Origin of the sequence: Gilliamella sp. B2717 (assembly GCF_026536675.1) — a bacterium.
Classification (GTDB): Bacteria; Pseudomonadota; Gammaproteobacteria; order Enterobacterales; family Orbaceae; genus Gilliamella; species Gilliamella apicola_I.
The window spans coordinates 1-23651 of the sequence record NZ_JAFNNQ010000092.1 but is presented as its reverse complement, the minus strand read 5'-3'; the positions used below and the strand labels follow the sequence as shown (position 1 = coordinate 23651).

Sequence of the window (23651 nt, the reverse complement as noted above, 5' to 3'; positions counted from 1 at the left end):
TAGCAAAATCAACAAAAAGTGCCAGTTCTATAAATTGTTTACTTATGCCATGTTGATTCTTTCGGTGAAAAGAGCTGCATAAACAATATGATCAGACCCACAATAAAATAGCAAGCAAAAATGATGATCATCCATTGTGACATTTCAATCGTTAAAAATGACCAGATTTTTTCAGAGCAAGAACCATAAGCACTAAATACTTCAGGTAACCAAGTATCTAAAGGTAACCAGGATGGAAATTCAGTTTTAATTGAACACGTATCACCAAAGCTTGGCTCGAACTGTAGTTGTGCATGGAATTTTGCTAATCGAAAACCTTGAAATGCACTAATAAGCCAAATAAAAATACCGGCTAAACGAAAAGATGTTTTGCGAGGAGCCAGAAATCCAATAAAGCTTGCTATCATGATACCAAATATTGCACAACGTTGATAAATGCACAATGTACAGGGTGCAAGACCTAAATTGTATTGAAAATGTAGAGCAATTAATTCAAAAACAACGGTTGAAAGAAAAAGTAAAAACCAAGCAAACCTTCTACGTGAGTACTGATTAAGCAGCGATAACATACTATTTTATTCTCCCAGATTCCGTTATAATTGTTTTGCTTTTATTATACTGAAAAAAACTACCTAATTATAATTAAGATTAGTGTAGATTATTTAAGAATAATGTAAACGACTTTTACTCATTGATAGCGGACTAATCATCTCTTATGCACACAAACGCTCCACAAAAAAAATTAAATGTTACTTTTGTGACTATATCTGAAGAAAATGCGACTCAACGTATTGATAACTTTTTACTCACCTATTTGAAAGGTGTACCAAAGAGTATGATCTATCGTATATTACGCAAAGGTGAAGTGCGAGTGAATAAAAAACGTATTAAGCCAGAATACAAATTGAATATTGGCGATGAAGTTCGTATTCCTCCTATTCGAGTTGCTGAAAAAGCCACGCCCGAAATCTCAACAAAATTAAATAAAGTGGCCGAATTAGAAAAGGCAATTATTTATGAAGATGAGATGATTTTAGCTATCAACAAACCTTCGGGCATTGCGGTGCATGGTGGCAGTGGTTTAAGTTTTGGTGTGATTGAAGGATTACGCGCGTTAAGGCCTGAAGCAAAATTTTTAGAGTTGGTGCATCGTATCGATCGTGAAACATCAGGGGTACTGTTGATTGCTAAAAAACGCTCTGCATTAAAAGCGTTGCATGAACAGCTTCGTTTAAAGCAGATGCAAAAAAATTATTTAGTGTTAGTGAAAGGCAATTGGTCTTCTGAATGTAAAGTGATTCAAGCACCATTGCTAAAAAATGTGCTCAAAAGTGGTGAACGAGTGGTGAAAGTTGATAAAGAAGGAAAACCTTCAGAAACACGTTTTAAAGTAGAAGAACGATTTGAGTTTGCCACGTTGATAAAAGCCAGTCCTGTAACAGGCCGTACTCATCAAATTCGAATTCATACGCAATATGCTAATCATCCGATTGCTTTTGATGATCGTTATGGGGATCGCCAATTTGATGCATTATTATCACATACTACACTCAACCGTCTTTTTTTACATGCGGCGAGTGTCAAATTTATTCATCCTAAAACCCAGCAAGAAATGCTATTACAAGCCCCAATGGATGCCACATTGCAAGCTTGTTTAACTCAGCTTAGAAAAGATAAATTTAAACAAGCATAATTTAAAAAATAAATAAGGTAGTTAGCACCAATGAAAGATATCAATTTATATTTAATTAGACACGGTCAGACGGAATGGAATATTAAAGATCAAATGCAAGGCTCACAGAATTCCCCTTTGACAGAAGAAGGAATTTTAGGTGCAAAGGTGACAGGAAAGTACCTTAAAGATATTCCGTTCATACAGGCTTATTCAAGTACTCAACAGCGTGCAATGGAAACTCGAGACTATATCATCAATGAAAATGTAAATGTTATTCCAACCGCTGAACTTTCAGATTTATGCGAAATGGATTTTGGTATTTGGGAAGGTAAACATGTGCCGACATTAAAAAAAGCATTTCCAGAATTTAACACTTATCTTACTGATCCTGCTAACTTTGATGCTACAGTCAATCAAGGTGAAAATTATCAACAAGTTTTGGCACGTATGGAGCGAGCATTAAAGACCATTATCGAAAATACTAAGCAAGATACCGGTAATATTTTAGTTGTTTCTCATGGCACAGTATTACGGATACTACTTTGTGTTTTAAATGGAGGAGACTGGCGTTTACACCGTGATGAAGCGTATTTTCCACGTATGTTAAATACAAGTATCAGTGTGGTTAACTATAAACAAGATGAAAATCAGCCTAAAGGGCAATTTTCGGTTAAGTTTTATAATAACGTTGATCATTTAGCCAATAAATAAATTTGCTGAATGAATATTTTTCTGGCTAATGTGGATGCCATTAGCCAGAAAATTATAAATTTTACCTTTTGTATTTTGCAAAGCGTTTTTGCAGTTGCTTTAATTGATTTATTCTGGCGTCTATTTTAGATAGTGTGATTTGATCGCCTTTAGCTCTATTTTTAGCGTTTTGCAGCAATTGAATAGATTCATCAAATCTACCTTGTAAAGCAATAAGCTCAGCTCTTGCAGTCATTTGTTGTGCTGTTGAGTGCAGCCCACCATAAGCTTTAATCAATTCATCCCAGCCATTCATATCGTCATTATGATCATGGGTATAGCGATGAAGAAGGCTAACGGCCTGTTGGTAATTTTTATTATTATTATAAGCCGCCGCTAAATTTAATTGTATCGCTGTGCTGTTAGGAAATTTTTTTAAAGCTTGCTGTAATCGTGTAATGGCAACACTATTATTATTAAGTTCTAAATCTATATCAGTCATTAAATCAATAAACCATAGATTATCAGGCTGACTATCTAATAATGGTTGAAGTTGCTGTTTGGCTTGTTGATATTTACCTGCCTGATAATCCGCCAATGCGGCACAGTATATGATGGCAATTTTGCTTGGTTGATTATTTAATTTTTTATAATCTTGAATTAATAACAAAGCGGCATTTTTATTTTTAGCCGTAATAATCGCTAATCGAGCTTTAGCTAAATAGTAATCAAGAGAAGAAGTAATATTTTTTTTACTGTATTGCAAAGTTCGGTTGCGAACGTCAGTTAAACGATTATTAGGCAATGGGTGAGTAAGTAATATTTCAGGCGGTTTACTACTAAAGCGCGTTTGGTCAGCAAGTTTTTGCAAAAATTCAGATGATGCATAAGGATCAAATCCGGCTTTGACTAAAGTTCTAAGACCAACACGATCCGCTTCTTGCTCATTGCTCTGAGTAAAACTAATCATACTTTGTGCAGACCCCGCCATAGTACTTGTCATCGCAGCCATTCCAGCTTCAGGATTTGCTAATGTAAGTAATATAGAACCTAACGTAGCTCCCCAAAAATAAGGACTGTTACGATTTTGGGCTTCGATTGCACGGGCTAAATGTCTTTGGGTGACGTGACCTATTTCGTGAGCCATGACTGATGCTAGTTGACTTTCGTTATCCGTATCAAGTATTAACTTAGAATGGACAACGACATTACCACCAAAAAAAGCGAAAGCATTAAGGACATCGCTACGCATGATATAAAAGTGAAAAGGGGTTTGTACTGATTCTGATTTTGAAACTAATTTTTGACCCAAGTCATTAATATATTGATTTAAAACAGGATCATTTAGAATAGGGGCTTGAGCGCGTAACATTCGCATGTAATAATCCCCCATTTCCATTTCTTGACCGATACTTAATGTTGATGCAGCCGCTGTACCAATATCGGGCAAGTTAATGTTATCTGCATATACCAATGAGGTATTTTGCAATAGCAATGAAGCCGAGATTAAAAATGCAATTGTTTTTTTTAGCATTATTTTATTCCATAGGGATAATATAATTATTAATAGTTATTTTAGCTGAAAAAAAACACAATATCACTTTGAATTTGTGATTAAACTTTACATAAAGTTAATAAGCCTAACAGATAGCATCTTTAATCAATGACGTTGTTTAGGGTTATCAAAATTTCTATCTTTTTATTGAAAAACGGCAGAGCGAATTTTTTCAATATCAACTGTTTCAAGATATTTTTTGATATTGGGATAAACATTGTAGTGATGACCAAATTCAGCTTGCATTAACTCATTAATAGCTTGAGATTTAGTCCAATTTTCAAAAACCAAACGGTACATAGCAATAGCGACGCCGGTACGATCACTACCTTGCCAACAATGGATTAATATCGGTTTAGGGGAGGTATGAATTGCTTTCATTACTTGGATCATTTTCTCATCAGTAATATCACCTGCCCGCATTCGAATCCAAACTTCTGACATCTGTGTATTTTCGACTAACTCACGATCACTGTGAAATAGCCGTAAATTTATAATGGTTTTAAAGCCAAGTTTATCAAGATATTTAAATTCAGTTATTGAAGGTTGTTCTGAGCGATAGATATCGTTAGACACTTGATGAAAATTATCCGGTAATTGATAATCAGAATTAAGCTTAGATTGACAGCCAATGAGATTTAAACTCATACAACACAGCAGTAGTAGACATATCACAATCGTTGTAATACGGTTATGACTCATTTTTAACTGTTGTGTTGTATTTTGCATAACTAATTATTCGGACATGTTTATTTAAACTGTTTGAAGACGTTTTTTAATAAATGTCATCAATTCATCGATTTTTACTAGCGATTTTTCACCACCAGCACGGTGTTTATATTCAACTTCGCCATTTTCAAGATTGCGTTCACCGATGACAAAAGTATGTGGAATACCAATGAGTTCGGCATCAGCAAACATCACGCCCGGTCGCTCTTTACGATCATCAAAGAGTACTTCAATACCTGCTGATTGTAGATCTGCATAAAGCTTTTCAGCAGTGGCTTGTACTTTTTCTGATTTATGCATATTCATTGGTATTATGGCAACGCTAAAAGGCGCAATTGCGTCAGGCCAAATAATACCGCGGTCGTCGTGGCACTGTTCAATCGCTGCTGCGACAATACGACTTACACCAATACCATAACACCCCATAATCATGACATGATTTTGACCATCTTCCCCTTGAACAGTGGCTTTCATCGCTTGAGAATATTTGGTGCCTAATTGGAAAATATGTCCTACTTCAATACCACGTTTAATTTGTAATGTTCCTTTACCGTCAGGGCTAATATCGCCTTCAACCACATTACGAATATCTTCGATACGCGGTAAAGTGATATCTCTGTCCCAGTTGATATTGAAATAATGTTTATGATCGATATTGGCGCCTGCGCTAAAGTCGCTCATGACTGCCACATCACGGTCAATGATGATTGGCATATCAAGGTTTACCGGTCCTAATGAACCTGGTCCTGCATTCACTATCGCACGAATTTCATCTTCAGTTGCAAATTCTAAAGGCGATGCCACAATATCAATTTTTTCCGCTTTGATTTCGTTCAACGTATGATCACCACGGATTAATAAAGCCACCAGTTGGTGTCCACTCTCTTTAGTCGCCTTAACCATAAGTGTTTTAACTGTTTTTTCAATAGGTAAATTAAATTGTGCAACTAATTCATCAATCGTTTTGGCATTAGGTGTATCAACCAGTTCCATCGCCTTGGTTGGTGCAAGGCGACTTTGTGTTGGCGCTAATGCTTGTGCCATCTCAATATTTGCCGCGTAATCAGATTCGGTAGAAAAGACAATATCATCTTCACCACTGTCGGCTAATACTTGGAACTCATGCGACCAGTTGCCACCAATAGAACCCGTATCAGCTCGTACCGCTCTAAAATTTAAACCTGCACGTGTAAATATGGCACTGTAGGCTTTATACATATCATCATAGGTTTCTTGCAAGGATTCTTGTGAAGTATGAAATGAATAAGCATCTTTCATAATAAATTCACGAGAACGCATTACGCCAAATCGTGGGCGGACTTCGTCACGAAATTTGGTTTGAATTTGATAAACATTAAGCGGTAACTGTTTATATGAACTCACTTCGTTGCGTAGTAAGTCAGTGATCACTTCTTCATGGGTTGGACCTAATACAAAATCACGATCTCCCCGGTCTTTAATACGTAATAATTCCGGACCATATTGTTCCCAACGGCCGCTTTCTTGCCAAATATCAGCAGGTTGCACAACTGGCATTAACACTTCAATTGCCCCTGCTTTGTTCATCTCTTCCCGAACAATATTTTCAACTTTTTTAAGTACACGATAACCAGTGGGCAGCCAAGTATATAATCCTGCGGCAACTTTACGGATCATGCCGGCACGTAACATTAATTGATGGCTTATCACTTCAGCGTCTGCTGGAGTCTCTTTTAATGTAGAAAGAAGATATTTACTGGTTCGCATAAATTTATCCTGAAAAAAATAATGTACTAATGAATATACTAAAATGTGAGCTAGTTTAGCAGTCCGTCGCGTAACACTAAAGTAATTTTATGCGTAATTGTTGTAATCGACAAAAATTATTTATAAATTTAAGCAAATAAAGAGAGATAAAATGAAAATTAACAACATGACTAAGGCGCATATCTTCGCTTGGCAAAATTTTTTACGATTTAAATTGAAAGCTTGATTCTATACTTGATTATGCCATGGTTAACGCCATAATATAGCCATCATCTTTGATCAAATAGTTATTCTTACTTTAATCGACGTTAACCGTATAAAGGAAACAAATGGCTTCAGTTTTTGAGATATTTAAAATTGGTATTGGCCCTTCAAGCTCGCATACTGTTGGTCCAATGCGAGCAGGCAAAGCATTTATCGATCAGTTAATTGATAATGGTCAAATGCCTGTTGTGACTAAGATTATTGCCGATGTCTATGGTTCATTATCTTTGACAGGTAAAGGGCATCATACTGATATCGCTATTATTTTAGGGCTAGCGGGTGAAAAACCCGATACCGTTAATATCGATGATATTCCTATTTTTATTCAAAATATGAATCAAAATAAACGGTTATCTATCTATAATGGTCGTTATGAAATAGCGTTTTCAAGTGAAAATATTCTATTTCACTCTACTTTTTTGCCTAAGCATGAAAATGGTATGACTTTAACGGCTTATCAAGGTGAGCAAATACTTGCTCAAACCACTTATTATTCGGTCGGTGGTGGTAAAATTGTAGAAGATACACAGTTTGGTCAACAAGATCAAAATACGGTTGACTTTCCTTATCCTTTTTCATCGGCAGCACAACTTTTGCAGCACTGTGATGAAAACTCATTATCGATATCAAGCATTCTGCTTAAAAATGAGTTACAACTCCATTCGCAACAGGAAATTATCAACTATTTTACGTTGGTTGGACAAACCATGTTAGATTGTATTAAGCGAGGTATCCACACTGAAGGTTTATTACCGGGTGCATTAAAAGTACCTCGTCGAGCGAATGCACTTTACCGACAATTATCAACCAGTAAAAATGATAATGATCCGATGATTATTATCGATTGGATAAATATGTTTGCCTTAGCGGTCAGTGAAGAAAACGCAGCAGGGGGGCGGGTGGTGACAGCGCCAACCAATGGGGCTTGCGGTATTATTCCAGCAGTGCTTGCTTATTATGATAAGTTTATTGATCCAGTAACTCCTGATACCTATGTTCGGTATTTTTTAACTTGTGGCGCCATAGGGCTTTTATACCAAAATAATGCTTCTATTTCGGGGGCTGAAGTAGGTTGTCAAGGTGAGGTGGGAGTAGCTTGTTCAATGGCTGCAGCTGGACTTGCGGAATTACTGGGTGGCAGTCCTGAACAGGTGTGTATGGCGGCTGAAATTGGTATGGAGCATAATCTTGGTTTAACCTGTGATCCCGTAGATGGTCAAGTACAAGTCCCTTGTATTGAACGTAATGCCATTGCTGCAGTAAAAGCGATTAATGCGACACGTATGGCGCTAAGACGAACAACTGCTGCCATTGTATCTCTTGATAAAGTAATAGAAACGATGTACGAGACAGGTAAAGATATGAATGCCAAATATCGTGAAACATCACGGGGTGGATTAGCCATAACGGTGCATTGTAGTTAGTAGTGCATTTATAATTAGTAATCGATTTGAAATCTATTTCTTAAAATCAATTTTGCCAGTCAATGCTGATTGGGGCGATCCGATTTTGATTGTTGATAAACAAATTGTAATATCTTGAAAAGATTGTGAAAGGTGTGCTATTTATACTTGTATGGTAGGCTAGGTATCTAGCCATACCGACAAGCATAAAAATCAATTAGATTAAATCTTGGTCTTCCTGCTCTTTGCTTTGCTGTTTTGTTAACTTATCCAAAAGCTTTTTATGAATACCATTAAATCCTCCATTGCTCATAATTAATATTGCATCGGTTGGTTTTGCTGATTTAACAATCATTTCAACTAACAAATCAATATCACCAGACCAATAAGCCGGTTGAATACAAGCATCAACAACATCAACGACTAACCATGGTAACTGTTCTGGTTGAAAAATGAAGATTTCATCGGCACGACCTAATGACGGCGCTAATTCATCTTTCGATATGCCTAATTTCATGGTATTTGAGCGAGGCTCTAACACTGCCAGAATACGACGATTAGCACCAATTTTACTACGTAGCGCTTCTAAGGTTGCCAAAATAGCCGTTGGATGATGTGCGAAATCGTCATATATTTCAATATTATTGACTTTACCATAAAGTTCTAAACGTCGTTTAGCATTAACAAATGAGCTGAGCGCTAAACAAGCATCAGCCGGTTGAATACCGACATTATGGGCAGCAGCAATTGACATGAGTGCATTATGCATATTGTGTTCACCAACCAAAGAATACTCTACTTCGCCGACTTTTTGACTATTGTAATAAACAGCAAAGTGACTTGCATCATGGTTAATTCTTTGAGCTAGCCAACCAGATTCTGACTCAGTAAAAGTTTGTTCACTCCAGCAACCTTTGGCTAAGACTTGTCGTAAATTCACATCATCTTGAGGCGAAATAATCAGCCCTTTGCTAGGGACTAAACGTACCAAATGATGAAATTGTTTTTGAATTGAATTAAGATCATCAAAGATATCAGCATGATCAAACTCAAGATTGTTCATAATAAGCGTTTTAGGGCAGTAATGCATAAACTTGGAGCGTTTATCAAAAAACGAACAATCATATTCATCGGCTTCAATAACAAAAAATTTACCTTCGCCTAATCGAGCGGAAACATCAAAATTACCCGGTACACCACCAATCACAAAACCTTGTTTATATCCCTGTTTTTCCAATATCCAATTGACCATGCCTGCTGTGGTTGTTTTACCATGCGTTCCTGCAACAGCGATAACCCAACGATCTTTTAATACATTGTCATGTAACCACTGTGGCGCAGAGATATAAGGAATATTACTATTTAGTATATGCTCGACACAAGGATTACCTCTGGATAAGGCATTACCAATAATGACTAAATCCGGGCTAGGAGTCAGTTGTGATGGATCATAACCTTCAATAATGTCAATATGCTCTTTTTGTAAAAGCGTGCTCATAGGTGGATAAACGTTTTTATCTGAGCCAGTAACTTTATGACCAAGAGAACGGGCTATTAATGCAATTCCTGCCATAAATGTGCCACAGATCCCAAGAATATGAATATGCATTTTTAGTCCTCAATCTCTACAAATTATGTTAATAAACTAGTCTTTATCTGAATTATATCAAAGGTTAATGTAATGTAACTTTTAAATATTCTGCGAATTATAATCGATTTTGATCAACTATGCGATAGGCCACAAATGTCTAATCAATAATTTGGCGGCTTGATTACCACGAAACTCATCTACGTCTAAATGATAAACAACTTTAGCTTGTTTTATTGATAAATCAGGCCATTCTAGACGATCAACATTAAATGCAATACCATCAATGATTGGTCCGCCATTTTTAGGTTCTAAAACCAATTTAAGATGCTTGTCTGCCAATAATCGCTGTTGATGAATGATGAATTCACCATCAAAAATAGGTTCAGGGAATCCTTCTCCCCAAGGCCCGGAATCTTTTAATTGTTTGGCAATTGAATAATTGAAATCTTGTCCATCGATTTCCCCGTCTGTTTCAATAACCGTTTCTAATAATTTGTCATCTAATCGTTTAAGTAATAATGCTTCAACACATGCGGTAAAACGTGATAAATCATTTTCATGTATTGTTAAACCAACCGCCATCGCATGTCCCCCAAAACTTACCATAAGCTCAGGGTGTAAGTGCTGCAATTCATCAAGTAAATCGCGTAAATGAATTCCTTTAATTGACCGTCCAGATCCCTTTAAAAAACCATCTTGAGTAGAAGCAAACGAAATAACCGGACGATGATATTTTTCTTTCAAACGGGAAGATAAAATCCCAATGATACCTTGATGCCACTCGGGGTGATAAACCACTAGAAAGTGAGGAATCGAGGTTTTTTCATTCTCCATTTTTTCAATGAAAGACAGTGCTTCTTGATGCATCGTCTGTTCAATTAATTTGCGATCATTATTTAAATTATTAAGATCAGTTGCTAAGTTAAGGGCGGTGTCAGGGTGGTCACAGAGTAATAATTCGACACCAAGCGACATATTGTCCATTCTCCCAGCGGCATTTAATCTTGGTGCAATGTAAAAAGCAAGATCAGTCGCATTACATGAACAGCAATCTTTTTTGGCAACTTGCAATAATGCCTTAATACCTTCACAACAGTAACCAAAGCGGATTCGGCTAACGCCTTGATGAACTAAGATACGGTTGTTATGATCCAGTTTCACGACATCGGCAATAGTTCCCAGTGCAACTAAATCTAATAAATTAGCAATGTTAAATTCAGCTAACTGATTATCATTAAACCAGTTTTCTTGCCGTAATTTTGCTCTTAACGCTAACATTAAATAAAATGTCACGCCCACTCCAGCTAAATTTTTGGAGGGAAAGGTACAATTAGGTAAATTAGGGTTAATAATGGCATCCGCCGAAGGTAACGGGTTAGGGCATAAATGATGATCGGTAATAATGACTGGCAAATTAGCTTGTTTAGCAAATTCGACCGCTTCAATAGCTGAAATGCCATTATCGACAGTAATAATCAGGTCAGCTTTCGATGATATCGCTTTTTTAACCACTTCAACACTTAAACCATAACCATCTTCAAATCGGTCAGGAATAATATAGTCGACAAACTGACATCCCATCTGTTTTAATGCTCGGACAGCCAATGCGGTACTGGTCGCCCCATCGGTATCAAAATCGCCGACAATCATGATTCGTTGATTGTTTTTCATGGCTGAATAGATAATTTCAACGGCTTTATCTATACCATTTAACTGATCATAATTACTTAGATTTCGAGCAGCATAATCAATCTCTTTGCTTGATGTCACGCCACGTAGAGCATAGATTCGTTGCAATAATGTTGGAATGTCATTCGAAAATTCAGGATGTAACTCGGGTAATTTACGACGTACTAATTTAGTTTTATTCATATTTTCAATGTTAGCGCATTTGCGCTAACATACTTATTAATTATAAATTTGAATTTTAGCTAGTATTTAATTAAAAATTATTTAGCTGTGTTTTTTAAGATTTCAATTAATTTATCGGCTGGTACGTAACCTGGAATAAGTTGCCCATCGGATAAAACGATTGACGGGGTACCGCTTATACCTAGTTGTCGACCAACGTTAAATTGCTGAGTAACATAAGGAACGTCGCTGGTAGCTGGTGTAATAGGATCGCCTTTGTAAGCTTTATCAAAAGCAGCTTTGCGATCAGCAACGCTCCAGATAGATTGCATGTTTTTACCAACTTCACTATCAGCACCTGCACGAGGGTAGGCGAAATAATGGACTGAAATGCCATTATTTAAATATTGATCTATATTCTCGTGCAACAATTTACAATAATGACAAGTATAGTCAGTGAATACTGAAATCACATATTTTTCATCTTTGGCTTTGTAAATGATAGCATCTTTTTCGATAGTTTTCATTAATGCCAAATTAGTGCTATTAGCGATGTTTTTCGGCTCGTCACCTTCAACATTATAGATAGGGCCTTGAGTTAAATATTTACCATCGTCCGTGACATAAAAGGTTCCATCGGGTGTGACTACACTTTTCAAACCTTTTACGGGCGTGTTGGTAATTTTTAAATCTTTATTCTCATAACCTAGCTTACTCATGGTATCGGTAATGTCACTATTACCTGCCAAAACTGAGGTTGAAATTAACGCCAAACCTAAAACTAATTTTTTCATTTACTTATCCTTATTTTTTAAACCCTATGCTCGAGGATGATGTTTGCTGTGTAATTGCTTTAACCTTTCTGTTGCTACATGGGTATAGATTTGCGTAGTTGAAAGGCTGCTATGTCCCAATAACATTTGAACAACCCGCAAGTCTGCCCCATGATTAAGTAAGTGGGTAGCAAATGCATGCCGAAGCACATGAGGAGAAAGTGCTTCAATATTTATATCAGCTAGTATGGCATAATATTTTATTCGATGCCAGAATGTCTGTCGTGTCATTTTTTTTCCAAGTCTACTTGGGAAAAGCACATCGACTGGCCCCGATTTAAGTAAATCATCGCGTCCATATTTAAAATAGTATTCTAACCAATAAATGGCCTCTTCGCCCAGTGGGACTAAACGTTCTTTATTCCCCTTACCTATTACCCGAATCACACCTTGTCGTAAACTAATATCACTTATTTCTAAACTCACTAATTCTGTTACCCGTAAACCGGTTGCATAAAGCACTTCTAACATGGCTTTGTCTCGAAGCTCTAATGAGTCTTGAGTATTAGGGGATTCAAGCAAAGCCTCAACTTGTGATTCAGTTAAATCTTTGGGCAATTTTTTTGGTAATTTAGGCGAAGACAGGACAGCTGAAGGATCATCGGTGCGATAATTCTCTTGATATAAGAATTGAAAAAAACGTTTTGTTGCACTCATCAGTCGTGCGGTGCTACTTGCTTGATAACCATCGGCAACCCGTTGCATTAAAAAATCTTGCAAATGAGTGGTCTGAGCAGTAATAAAATTCACATTTTTCAACTGTAGCGATTGATTGAGTGCCAATAGATCAAGTTTATAAGATTCTATAGTATTTTCCGCTAAATTTCGTTCTAACCATATGGCGTTGAGGAATTCTTCAACGAGTTTGTCATTGTGAGGACGAATGTGGTCTTTTGACACCAAGATTATCTCTACATTTTAAATATAGAAAATATTATATACTAAATTAGCAATTAATTGCAGTGTAACTCATGTTGAATCATGAATATCATATTGTATGATAAAAGACATTATTTTAACTTTTTACTGATATAATGTTATTGATGTTAGTGAAAAAAATATGTGGCTTGCATTGTTTGATATATACTTATCATTTCTAAAATTTCCTCAATGTAATTATATGTTAAAGCGAAATATTTACCTTTTTATCGCGGTTTATGCGTTATTCGTAATTGGTATTGAAACTCATGTTTATTGGCATGCTCGGCTTCGTCCATGGCAACCTGGTACGCCGATAGGTCGAATAATATTTTATTATAGTTTTTTTACTGTTCTTTCCAATCTCATGCTAGCAATAAGTTGCCTATTTTTAACCTTTAAACCTAACTGTAACCGTTATAGCTTTAATGTTATTCGATTAAATGGCTTAATTGGTGTAATTATTACTGCAATAATTTATAACTCAATTTTACGCGGTATTCATCAACCGCCAAATAGTTTATTGCGTTTTACAAATGAAAGTTTACATGTTGTTATTCCCCTATTAGGTATTTTGAGTTGGCTTATTTGGGGACCATTCAGACGTATCAACGCCAAAGTTGTTATTGGTTCGATATTGTCAATGATAGCGTATGCTATTTATATCTTCGTACGAGGTTATTTTACACATCAATATCCGTATCCATTTATCAACATTGAAAAAATAGGTTATATAAAAGCATTATATAATGTCAGTAAAGTGCTATTATTATTTTTGGGATTAACTTTCTTATTATGGTGTATTGACCGTTTAAGGAGATAAAAATGAAACTATATATTTATGAACATTGTCCTTTCTGTGCACGAGCAAGAATGATTTTTGGTTTGAAAAATATACCGGTTGAAGAGCACGTTTTACTTAGTGATGATTCGGAAACACCGCAAAGCATGATCGGCGAAAAAATGGTTCCGATTTTGCAAAAAGATGACGGGAGTTATATGCCAGAAAGTTTAGATATTGTGGATTACATCGACAATAATTATGGGGGCAAACCAATTTTAGTTGGATCACAATCATCCGAAATATCAGCGTTAATTAAGCAATTACAACACTATGATTATAAATTAGAGTGTCCTCGCTATATTAAACTCGGTTTAGCGGAATTTGCAACTCAACATGCTATTGATGATTTTGTTGCCAATAAAACCAAAAAAATAGGTTCGTTTGATGCATGTCTTGAACAAACTGATGAATTAGTCATGTCCGTATCAAACATTCTAGATAAACTAGCACCCCTGATTGTTTCAGCACATGCTTGTAATGGTAATTTATCATTGGATGATATCTTATTATTTCCTGTATTACGTAATTTAACTTGTGTAAAGAGTTTGACCTTTCCGCCTAAAATTAAAGCTTATCTGGAATCGATGTCAAAACAGAGTAAGGTTAATCTGTTTTTTGATAAAGCCGTATAATTACCAATATTTTGAAGCAAAAAAACTCATTAACCTAGGTTAATGAGTTAACAATTAGAAAATAGGAATATGATAAGTATTAACCCATGCTAACAATATGATAAATCGTAGTTAGCATGTTGAAACTGAGCGATTAATTACCTAATTTAAGATCAATGATTTCAATTTGGTCTTTACCGCCGTAAATGTCATACCATGGCGTAGCATATTGTTTTAAAATCTTATTGAGTTCTTCAACGTTTTCCCGTCCGGTGGTATCTAACCAGCGTTTTAGTCCTTCTTTCCCTTCTTTGGCATAAACGGCAACACCTTCAAACCAAGTGGCACGACCACCTAAAATACCACTATATTTAGCACCGTTTTCACCCGCAAAAATTAACTCTTGATGGAATGTTTTGGTCGGAACACCGGCACTTAAATATATAAAAGGACGCGTGGCGGCATCGCTGGCTTGTTTAAAATAATCCGCAGCTTGTTTTTGTGAATACACTACAACATTATTATCATTGAAGCCTTCAACATGTTTAAAAAGTACAGGAACTTCGACTTTTAAAACATCGATGTAATAGTGGTTTTTCGTGAACTCTTTAATGGTATTGATCACTTTTTGTGGTTTGATTTTGGCAAATTCAGGACTTTTATCATCTGTCACCGTGTTATCATACACGATAGGTTCAACAAAGAGGGGAATATCAGCCGCTCTTGCTTCATCGCCAATACGTTCTAAAAATGCATGCTTTTTATCTAAAATATCTTGTGGATCATCAGGGTTGTAATAGACTAAAACCTTGGCTGCATCTGCCCCTTTTTTTAATAACCGTTGTAAAGAATCTTCCGGTAATACGTCAGGTAAACGACCGGGTGTGTTAGCATCATAACCCGTTTTTTCATAAGAAATGATTAAACCCGCATTTTGATTTTTTTTCGCCATACCTTTAAAGCCATACTCTTCGTCTAACAAAATTGCACTGACATATTTTGTTAATTCTTGAGAAACAAGCTCTTTGAATTCATACACCATATCAACATGATAACGATCCTTACCAACGGCGGCTTCCATCATTTTAACCATTGAACCACGCTGATCGATTGCTAACGCAGCAATAATACCTTCTTGGTTTGATAATTGTTGCATACGGGTAAATTTACCACGAGAAATACGTTTTGTAGCCATTTTACAACTCTCCATTTAAAAAGATTTTTCATTGTAGATTTATTACTCGATGATTTATTAGTCATTTAGTGCTAGTTTTGATTAAAGCTAAAAATGATTAAATTTCAGTTCATTAGTTGCCTTTCTGGAAAGTGATACATTGTGATAGTTTGATATTATTTTCTAGAAAAATCGTTAAAATTTGTCAATGTGGTTGATGCCTGTTGGCTAACTTAACATTAATACGCATTCATTTTTTGTATTCTATAGACTGTACTAAACAGTAGTTCTAAGACAAAACTACTCATACTTCATCTATCGGCACTGTATAAATTGAAATAAAAATGCAAATTCTAAATAGTGAGATTAATTAGCTTTATAGGTTTTTATACAATATCAATAAATAAAATAGGATATAAATTTTTTTAAAACTTTGAAGATAAGCATATTTTTTAATAAAAATAAGACTAAAATAAATACAATTATGAGTTAAATTTTAATTATTCAGGAGAAAGAAATGAAAGCTGCTGTTATAAGAAATGCTTGCGATGGCCAAGTCGACATTAAAGATATTCCTATCCGTCCATTAGAAGCTGGTGAAGCTTTAGTTGAAGTTGAATATTGCGGTCTTTGCCATACGGATCTTCATGTTGCTTCGGGCGATTTTGGTAAAAAGCCGGGTAGAGTAATTGGTCACGAAGGTGTCGGCATAGTGACTAAAGTTGCGCCCGATGTAAAAAGTTTAAAAGTTGGCGATAGGGTGAGTATTGCATGGTTTCATGCAGGTTGTGGGACTTGTGAATATTGTATATCGGGTAATGAAACATTCTGTCGTAGTGCGTTGAATTCGGGTTATACCGTTGACGGAGGTATGGCAGAATTTTGTATTGTTAAGGCTGATTATGCCGTTAAAGTTCCGGAAGGATTAGATCCTGCTCAAGCAACCAGTGTAACATGTGCCGGTGTTACCACTTATAAAGGCATTAAAGTTGCGGATACCAAACCAGGGCAATGGCTTGCTGTATTTGGTATTGGTGGCTTAGGAACTTTGGCGGTTGAGTATGGTAAAAAAGTCTTTAATAACAAAGTGGTGGCAATTAGTAATAGTGATAGTCAATTAGAGTTGTGTAAAAAATTGGGGGCAGATTTAGTCGTTAATCCTAAAAAAGTAGTTGATGTAGGGGCATACATCAAACAACATACGGGCGGTGGTGCGCATGGTGCTGTGGTGACATCAGTAACTAAGACAGGTTTTAATCAGGCTGTTGAATCTGTTCGCCCTTTAGGACGTGTTGTGGCACTGGGTTTACCGTCTGAAACAATGGATTTAAGTATTCCTAAAACAGTATTAGATGGTATTCAAGTTTTAGGTTCGCTTGTGGGGACTCGAGAAGATCTTGCAGAAGCATTTCAATTTAGTGCAGAAGGAAAAGTTGTCCCGATCGTAGAAAAAAGACCATTAGAAGATATCAACGATATGATCGATGAAATGAAAGCAGGAAAAATTCAAGGGCGTATGGTCATTGATATGAAAATGAAAAGAAGTAACTAAAAAAAGTAACTAAAAGGTTTCGACTTATATGCTTAAGTCAGCTTAATGCTGACTTTTTTATATTTAAAGGATGAAAATCCCATTCTTTGTATGAATTTAATTCTTTTCAGATAGTTAACAGTATTCTTTCTTGAATTTTATTCATAAACTTCTATTATAAATAAATTTTCCTTAATATAGATTATTACTCAAAGAGGACGTTTATGTCAGATCACAATTTAGAAAATAAATTGCGGAAAGATCTTGGTCTAGTTTCTGCATTATCACTGGTTGTCGGAATGGTTTTAGGAGCAGGGGCTTTTATGAAACCACCCGCAGTGTTAGAAGTCGCTGGTGATTATAATTATGCATTACTAGCGTGGATAATAGGCGGTATTTTTTCTATTTGTGGTGGACTAACATTGTGTGAATTAGGGGTAATGTTTCCTAAAACTGGTGGCATGTTAGTTTATTTAGAAAAAATTTATGGCGCGAAAGTATCTCACCTTTATGGTTGGATGATCACTGTTCTTTTTGCGCCATCATTAGTTGGGGCACTTGTTGGCTATTTTAGCTCAGTTTTTTGCTTATTATTTAATATTGATGAAGCTTATCGAATGGCGGTTAGTGCAGGTGTGTTAGGTTTTATTGCCTTGATTAATGCAATAGGGGTTAAAGAGGCAGGCTATTTACAAACCTTTGCAACGATTTGTAAATTAATTCCGATCCTTTTATTAGCTATCTTTGGTCTTTGGAAAGGTAATGGACAAGTCGCCTTACTTGGTGCAAGTGGACAAGGCATTGAAACCTATGCACCTTTCGCTGTTGCCATTCTTGCGACACTGTTTGCTTATGACGGTTGGGCGCAAGTCGCCTCGGTAGCTGGTGAAATCCGAAATCCTTCAAAAGTTTTACCTAAAGCAATCATTCTGGGAATCCTATTCTTAATTATTGTCTATGCCTGTATAAACATTGCACTATTTAAAATATTTCCGGTACAGGAAATGGTATCACTAAAACATGATGCCTCAGCTATTGCTTCACAACGCATGTTTGGGGAATTCGGTGGAAACTTGGTTGCCGTTGGTATTATGGTCTCAATTCTGGGTGGCATTAATGGTTATATCATGACCTTATCACGAACTATTTTTAGTATGGCTGAGCGAGGTACGATTATTGGGGCACGTTTTTTAAGTACGATTGATGAGGATAGTCGTTCCCCAGTTAATGCTATTATTGTCTTAGTTATTTTTTCATTCTTGTATTCGATATTGCTGGATGCTGATCGGTTGTCAGAAATTTCAATGTTTGCGATTTGGGTATTTTATCTACTGACTTTTATTGGTGTGATTATTGCCAGAAAAAAATATGCTGAAGTGCCTAGACCTTACAAAGTTATTGGATACCCTATTATTCCTATTGTGGCTATAAGCGGGGCTGCTTATGTTATTTATGGTATGTTGATTTATCAAACTGTAAATGGGATTGCTTCAATCTTTTTAACCTTGATTGGCTTACCAGTATACTACTATTATCATAAAAAGAATCAAAACAAAGAGCTTTCGCTTGGTGAAATGAAAAAATATCATAACAAAACACAATACTCTATTGCATATGCTTCATTAATTATCATTGCCGGATTAATTGCATATGGTTATATCGTGAGTTCAGGACTTGCTTTTAAAGTTTTGATGTTATTTAATCAATTCATAAAATAAACTGGCTATTGCCAGTTTATTTTTATGACAAGTAGCTTAAATATAATTTGAAATTAAACTATAGATATTTTGATCATAAAACGCATCATTAAGATATTCGGCTTGTTTGAGTGTTCCTTCATAATCAAAACCACAACGCTTAGCGACTTGATTACTTTTCAAATTAGTGACAGCACATTTAATGACAAAGCGTTTAATGATTTTTTTTACAGCATAATGATGAGTGAGTGCTTGGATAGCTTGTGTAATGATACCCTTACCTTGTGCTTTGCTATCTAACCAATAACCGAGATAGGCAGTTTTATTATTTTTATCGATATAATTAAAGGAAAGTAACCCGACTGATAGGTTATTATGTAAAATTACATAGGTTTTAGTTTGATCACGCTGATGTTTGACAAAACAATCTGCTAAAAAATTAGCTGTATCTGACTCGCATTTGACAAATTTTGGCCATGCCATAAATTGACTAAAGAAGACACGATTTGAATCAATAATGTAGTATAACGCTTTGGCATAATCAGTTGTTGCAGGACTAAGATAGATATGTTCAGTGACATGAATTTCATCTTGTTGGTTATCATTCATTCTTTATTCTCTTAAAAACATAACAGTTTAATGACCTTTTTTATGAAATTGCCAGACTGTGTAGTCTGGCAATTTTGATGGATTTTAATGGATACAAAACAATAAATGTTTATTATTTGCTCTGACTCTCGCTTTTTGGTTTAGCCACATAGTTATACACAACTAATAAAGCAAAAATAGCAACAATAATCATCATAATAACATCTTTATTTAACCATTTTGCCATATTACCAAGTAAAATACCTACACCGCAAAAATCGACATCAGAAAACGTGGTATTGGCAAAACCTAGTGATCCTAATACAGGCAATAATACCACAGGTAAAAATGTCACTAACAAACCATTAGCAAATGCGCCAAGCATTGCCCCACGGCGTCCGCCCATTGCATTACCAAATACCCCAGCAGTTGCACCACAGAAGAAATGTGGAACCACACCCGGTAAAATGAGTACCGCGTTAAGTTGACCTAAAACAAATAATCCAACTAATCCACCCAAAAAGCTAAATAAAAAGCCAATCAATACCGCATTGGGTGCATAAGGAAATACGACAGGGCAATCTAAAGCAGGTTTGGCGTTAGGGACTAATTTTTCTGAAAATCCTGTAAATGCGGGGACAATTTCGGCAAGAATTAGACGTACACCTTGCAATATGATAAAGACACCTGCTGCAAAAGTGATCGCCTCAATAATGGCATAAACTAAATAATTATCGCCATGACTAAGATTGTTTTCAACATAATCTGAACCGGCAAATACGGCTAAAATTAGATAGATAATCATCATGGTTAACGAGATTGAAATTGAGCTGTCACGTAAAAAGCTTAAGTTTTTTGGTAAGTTCATCTCTTCGGTAGAACGAGACCCTTTGCCAACTGCCTTTCCAAGCCAACCAGCTAAGACATAACCTAGCGTACCAAAGTGACCGAATGCGACGTCATCGTTACCGGTAATTTTTCGCATTTGTGGTTGAGCTAAAGCAGGGAAAAACGCCATAATTAACCCTAAAACCAGTGCGCCGGTGAAGACTAATTGCCAACCTTGAAACCCTGAAACAGTTAAAATAATACTAATCATACAAGCCATATAAAAAGTATGATGACCGGTTAAAAAGATGAATTTTAATCGCGTAAATCGAGCAACAACAATATTGGCAATCATACCAAACGCCATAATTAATGCCGTTGCTGTGCCATACTCATTTAATGCCATGGATACAATAGCTTCATTATTAGGAACGATTCCTTGAAGTTTAAACGCCTGTTCAAACATGATACCTAATGGTGTAATTGCGCTAATAAGTACGGTTGCACCACCACCTAATACCAAAAAGCCTAAAATAGTCTTAATGGTTCCTTTTACCGTATCGGCAAATGATTTACGTTGAGCTAATAATCCTACCATTGCGATTAAGCCAACAAGCACCGCAGGTACTTTTAGGATATCAACAATAAATTTTACTATTTCCTGAATCATAGTAACTCCTTAACGATTTGCTCAGTTCTTGGCAAAATGCTCAACGAGTTTTTGTTCTAAATCGTTGATATCAATAATATTGTTTAACACCACTAATTTATCGGCAGGAATCCCAGAACTGGTGGCTAAATCTTTTGTCATGACAAACAGATCAGCTTGATCGGGTGTTGCTGAAGCTAAATCAGCATGTGTAACTTCTGCATCAATATTTAATTTTTTTAGGACTTTTTTGATATTCATTTCAACCATAAAACTACTACCAAGACCTGAACCACAAACTGCCATAATTTTCATATTGTTTATCCTTTTACTCATTTCTATTTAATTTAATATTGATCAATCACAGCCAAGATTTCATCACGATGTTGTGCTTTAAAAATGGTCTGCATATCGTTTGATTCACCGAAGAGTGTTGCTAATTGCGTTAACATTTCAATGTGACTGGTGCTATCATTGGCCGCTAATAAAGTCACTAAATAAACAGGGTCATTATCTTCTGAATTGAATTTAACGCCTTGCTTGACCAATAACATTGACAATCCTAATTGATTTACACCCTGTTCAGGTCTGGCATGTGGCATAGCAATACCGGGTGTCAAAACGTAGTAAGGTCCTATTGATTCGTGTAACTGAAAAATAGCATCCACGTAATTTTGTGAAATAGCATTATTTTTTAATAATGGTGTTGCACAAAGTTGTATCGCTTCTTTCCAGTCTTTAACCGAATCAATAATATTGACTGTTTGGTTGGTTAACCATTTACCTAACATTTTTCCTCCATTAAAACCGATATAAAGTTAATATCTTTTAAAAAATTAACATACTGCACAATAATAGAAATTAAAAAATAGTAGAAATGTGATAGCGCTATCAAAGTTAAAATAAAATTTCTCTGTTTTGTGATACAGATAACATTTTTAATGAATGGATAACTCATATTTTTTAGAGTGTTAATATTATATCGATAATCATGATTAAAAAACAGCTTGAACAATCTGCACTTGATTGCTAGCCATGAAAAAATTTAGTTCATTATTCTTTGGGCAAACAGCCAGATAAATAAAAGGGTTAACGTTAATTGAGATAAAACATGCAGGATATAAAAAAGCGTAAGAGTACTGGGCAGATCACTTTGTTTGATGTCGCGAAACATGCTGGTGTCGGGGCTATGACGGTATCAAGAGCTTTACGGACACCTGAGCAAGTTTCGGATAAGCTCCGTCAAAAAATTCAATTGGCGATTACGACATTGGGTTATAAACCCAATGTCGCAGCAAGCTTACTGGCTTCAGCATCGGCGATTAAAGTTATCGCGGTAATTACTTCTAAAATATATGATCATACAGCAAAAATTTTACTTAATACTTTGCAAACTCACTTAGCAAAAGAAGGTTATACGACATTAATTATCGAATTGTGCCATTATTACAAATGCGAATCGCAATTAGTTAATACGTTAAGCAGTTATCAGCTTGAAGCAATTTTGTTATTTCATGTTGAAGATGAAGGGTTAATTCAACAAATCACCAATTACAAAACAATACCGATTATGAATATTGGCAAGCAATATGAAAACTTAATAGATTTAAATGTTGAAATAAATGATTGTTTAGCTATGTATACGCTTACCGAGTATGCGATTAAAAAGGGTTATCACCATATTGGTTTACTATGTGCTAATCAACAGAATCATTTTTTTCAACAGCGTTTACATGGTTGGCATAAAGCAATGTTAACTTATCATTTACCCAATCATAGAGTAATTAATGCAGCTAAACCTGCTAACTTTAGTACGGGTTCCGATTTGCTCTCCGATATATTACTCAACTGGCCTGAACTTGACGCTTTAATATGTACGACTGATGAATTAGCGTGTGGTGTGCTTTATGAATGTCAACGTCGGCACATTCGTGTCCCTTATCAATTAGCAGTAAGTGGATTTGGTAATAATGAATTTAGTGAAGTAAGCTTTCCACCATTAACGACTGTCGCATTACCTTCCAAACAGATTGGAGAATATACGGCGACTTTAATATTACATAAATTAAATAACAAAACGGATTTGAGTGAACCTATATTATCCCAATTAGAGCCAGTGATTCAAGCGCGAGTGAGTTTATAGTTGATCGTATTATATGTTAGATAAAAGAGAGAAAATAATGAGATAAATTTTATTCTCAAAATTCAGAAACAAAAAAAGCCTGCTTAGAAAAGTAGGCTTTTTTTTGAAATTGGTCGGCGAGAGAGGATGACTCGCATTTCATGCTCGCCCTTCGGGTCGTTGCTAAAGCAACGTTATCTCGCTACGCTCGGCTCGAACCTCCGTCGGTTCTCATCCTTTATACTGAAGCGAATAACAAAAAAGCCTACTCACTGAGCAGGCTTTTTTTTGAAATTGGTCGGCGAGAGAGGATTCGAACCTCCGACCCACTGGTCCCAAACCAGTTGCGCTA

At 35.9% G+C, this 23651-nt stretch carries 21 protein-coding genes and 1 other RNA gene; 8 read left to right on the top strand and 14 right to left on the bottom strand.

The window, feature by feature from the left end; all coding sequences use genetic code 11:
- Positions 1 to 38 precede the first annotated feature (38 nt).
- A complete protein-coding gene (gene dsbB, locus J3U35_RS09120; protein ID WP_065558397.1) occupies positions 39 to 569 on the bottom strand; it encodes a disulfide bond formation protein DsbB in 531 nt (176 codons plus the stop codon).
- Positions 570 to 715: 146 nt separating this feature from the next.
- On the opposite strand from dsbB, the gene rluC reads away from it, so the two are divergent.
- Entirely contained in the window at positions 716 to 1693 is a 978-nt protein-coding gene (rluC, locus tag J3U35_RS09115; RefSeq protein ID WP_267360893.1) for a 23S rRNA pseudouridine(955/2504/2580) synthase RluC, read from the top strand.
- Between the two features lie 30 nt (positions 1694 to 1723).
- On the top strand, positions 1724 to 2386 hold the full coding sequence (locus J3U35_RS09110; RefSeq protein WP_267350095.1) for a histidine phosphatase family protein: 663 nt from the start codon (positions 1724 to 1726) through the stop codon (positions 2384 to 2386).
- A 61-nt stretch (positions 2387 to 2447) separates the two neighbouring features.
- Here the strand turns inward: J3U35_RS09110 and J3U35_RS09105 are convergent, their stop codons facing one another.
- The 3 genes from J3U35_RS09105 to proS all read right to left on the bottom strand — a co-directional run bounded on the left by J3U35_RS09105 (position 2448) and on the right by proS (position 6395).
- The gene (locus J3U35_RS09105) at positions 2448 to 3899 is read right to left on the bottom strand and encodes a M48 family metalloprotease (RefSeq protein WP_267360891.1); all 1452 of its coding nucleotides are present in this window, start codon (positions 3897 to 3899) and stop codon (positions 2448 to 2450) included.
- A 165-nt stretch (positions 3900 to 4064) separates the two neighbouring features.
- Positions 4065 to 4568: a tyrosine-protein phosphatase gene (locus tag J3U35_RS09100; protein WP_267360889.1), complete on the bottom strand. Its 504-nt coding sequence runs from the start codon at positions 4566 to 4568 to the stop codon at positions 4065 to 4067.
- A 105-nt stretch (positions 4569 to 4673) separates the two neighbouring features.
- Positions 4674 to 6395: a proline--tRNA ligase gene (gene proS, locus J3U35_RS09095; protein WP_267360887.1), complete on the bottom strand. Its 1722-nt coding sequence runs from the start codon at positions 6393 to 6395 to the stop codon at positions 4674 to 4676.
- A gap of 329 nt (positions 6396 to 6724) precedes the next feature.
- Between proS and J3U35_RS09090 the strand changes: the two genes are divergently transcribed.
- Positions 6725 to 8083, top strand: coding sequence for an L-serine ammonia-lyase (locus J3U35_RS09090; protein ID WP_267350091.1), 1359 nt, complete (start codon positions 6725 to 6727; stop codon positions 8081 to 8083).
- Between the two features lie 196 nt (positions 8084 to 8279).
- Here the strand turns inward: J3U35_RS09090 and mpl are convergent, their stop codons facing one another.
- The 4 genes from mpl to xerD form a co-directional block, all read right to left on the bottom strand.
- Positions 8280 to 9671 carry a UDP-N-acetylmuramate:L-alanyl-gamma-D-glutamyl-meso-diaminopimelate ligase gene (mpl, locus tag J3U35_RS09085; protein ID WP_267350090.1) on the bottom strand — a complete coding sequence of 464 codons (1392 nt, stop codon included), beginning with the start codon at positions 9669 to 9671 and terminating at the stop codon, positions 8280 to 8282.
- A gap of 117 nt (positions 9672 to 9788) precedes the next feature.
- Positions 9789 to 11525 (bottom strand): single-stranded-DNA-specific exonuclease RecJ, encoded by a 1737-nt coding sequence (gene recJ / locus J3U35_RS09080; protein ID WP_267360885.1) that lies wholly within the window; start codon positions 11523 to 11525, stop codon positions 9789 to 9791.
- A 77-nt stretch (positions 11526 to 11602) separates the two neighbouring features.
- A complete protein-coding gene (gene dsbC / locus J3U35_RS09075) occupies positions 11603 to 12298 on the bottom strand; it encodes a bifunctional protein-disulfide isomerase/oxidoreductase DsbC (protein WP_267350088.1) in 696 nt (231 codons plus the stop codon).
- A 24-nt stretch (positions 12299 to 12322) separates the two neighbouring features.
- Positions 12323 to 13222 carry a site-specific tyrosine recombinase XerD gene (gene xerD / locus J3U35_RS09070; protein WP_324101240.1) on the bottom strand — a complete coding sequence of 300 codons (900 nt, stop codon included), beginning with the start codon at positions 13220 to 13222 and terminating at the stop codon, positions 12323 to 12325.
- Between the two features lie 235 nt (positions 13223 to 13457).
- On the opposite strand from xerD, the gene J3U35_RS09065 reads away from it, so the two are divergent.
- Together J3U35_RS09065 and grxB are read left to right on the top strand one after the other, a co-directional pair.
- On the top strand, positions 13458 to 14078 hold the full coding sequence (locus J3U35_RS09065) for a Pr6Pr family membrane protein (protein WP_267360883.1): 621 nt from the start codon (positions 13458 to 13460) through the stop codon (positions 14076 to 14078).
- Between the two features lie 2 nt (positions 14079 to 14080).
- The gene (grxB, locus tag J3U35_RS09060) at positions 14081 to 14731 is read left to right on the top strand and encodes a glutaredoxin 2 (RefSeq protein WP_267360881.1); all 651 of its coding nucleotides are present in this window, start codon (positions 14081 to 14083) and stop codon (positions 14729 to 14731) included.
- Between the two features lie 133 nt (positions 14732 to 14864).
- On the opposite strand, the gene J3U35_RS09055 is transcribed toward grxB, so the two are convergent.
- Entirely contained in the window at positions 14865 to 15905 is a 1041-nt protein-coding gene (locus J3U35_RS09055; RefSeq protein ID WP_267360879.1) for a tagatose 1,6-diphosphate aldolase, read from the bottom strand.
- Positions 15906 to 16401: 496 nt separating this feature from the next.
- Here J3U35_RS09055 and adhP point away from each other — a divergent pair, with 496 nt between their 5' ends.
- Both adhP and J3U35_RS09045 read left to right on the top strand, forming a co-directional pair.
- Positions 16402 to 17436, top strand: a complete 1035-nt coding sequence (adhP, locus tag J3U35_RS09050; RefSeq protein ID WP_267350083.1) for an alcohol dehydrogenase AdhP — start codon at positions 16402 to 16404, stop codon at positions 17434 to 17436.
- Positions 17437 to 17639: 203 nt separating this feature from the next.
- Complete coding sequence (locus J3U35_RS09045) at positions 17640 to 19133, top strand: APC family permease (RefSeq protein ID WP_267350082.1); 1494 nt, start codon at positions 17640 to 17642, stop codon at positions 19131 to 19133.
- A 36-nt stretch (positions 19134 to 19169) separates the two neighbouring features.
- On the opposite strand, the gene rimL is transcribed toward J3U35_RS09045, so the two are convergent.
- From rimL to J3U35_RS09025, 4 genes are all read right to left on the bottom strand, one after another.
- Positions 19170 to 19721: a 50S ribosomal protein L7/L12-serine acetyltransferase gene (gene rimL / locus J3U35_RS09040; RefSeq protein ID WP_267360877.1), complete on the bottom strand. Its 552-nt coding sequence runs from the start codon at positions 19719 to 19721 to the stop codon at positions 19170 to 19172.
- Between the two features lie 112 nt (positions 19722 to 19833).
- Complete coding sequence (locus J3U35_RS09035; RefSeq protein WP_267360875.1) at positions 19834 to 21198, bottom strand: PTS ascorbate transporter subunit IIC; 1365 nt, start codon at positions 21196 to 21198, stop codon at positions 19834 to 19836.
- A gap of 21 nt (positions 21199 to 21219) precedes the next feature.
- Positions 21220 to 21492, bottom strand: coding sequence for a PTS sugar transporter subunit IIB (locus tag J3U35_RS09030; protein ID WP_065558381.1), 273 nt, complete (start codon positions 21490 to 21492; stop codon positions 21220 to 21222).
- Between the two features lie 32 nt (positions 21493 to 21524).
- A complete protein-coding gene (locus tag J3U35_RS09025) occupies positions 21525 to 21968 on the bottom strand; it encodes a PTS sugar transporter subunit IIA (protein ID WP_267360873.1) in 444 nt (147 codons plus the stop codon).
- A 320-nt stretch (positions 21969 to 22288) separates the two neighbouring features.
- Between J3U35_RS09025 and J3U35_RS09020 the strand changes: the two genes are divergently transcribed.
- Complete coding sequence (locus tag J3U35_RS09020; protein WP_267360871.1) at positions 22289 to 23320, top strand: LacI family DNA-binding transcriptional regulator; 1032 nt, start codon at positions 22289 to 22291, stop codon at positions 23318 to 23320.
- Between the two features lie 110 nt (positions 23321 to 23430).
- Here J3U35_RS09020 and J3U35_RS09015 read toward each other — a convergent pair.
- Positions 23431 to 23555, bottom strand: a non-coding RNA gene (locus tag J3U35_RS09015) — RtT sRNA.
- Positions 23556 to 23651: the final 96 nt, after the last annotated feature.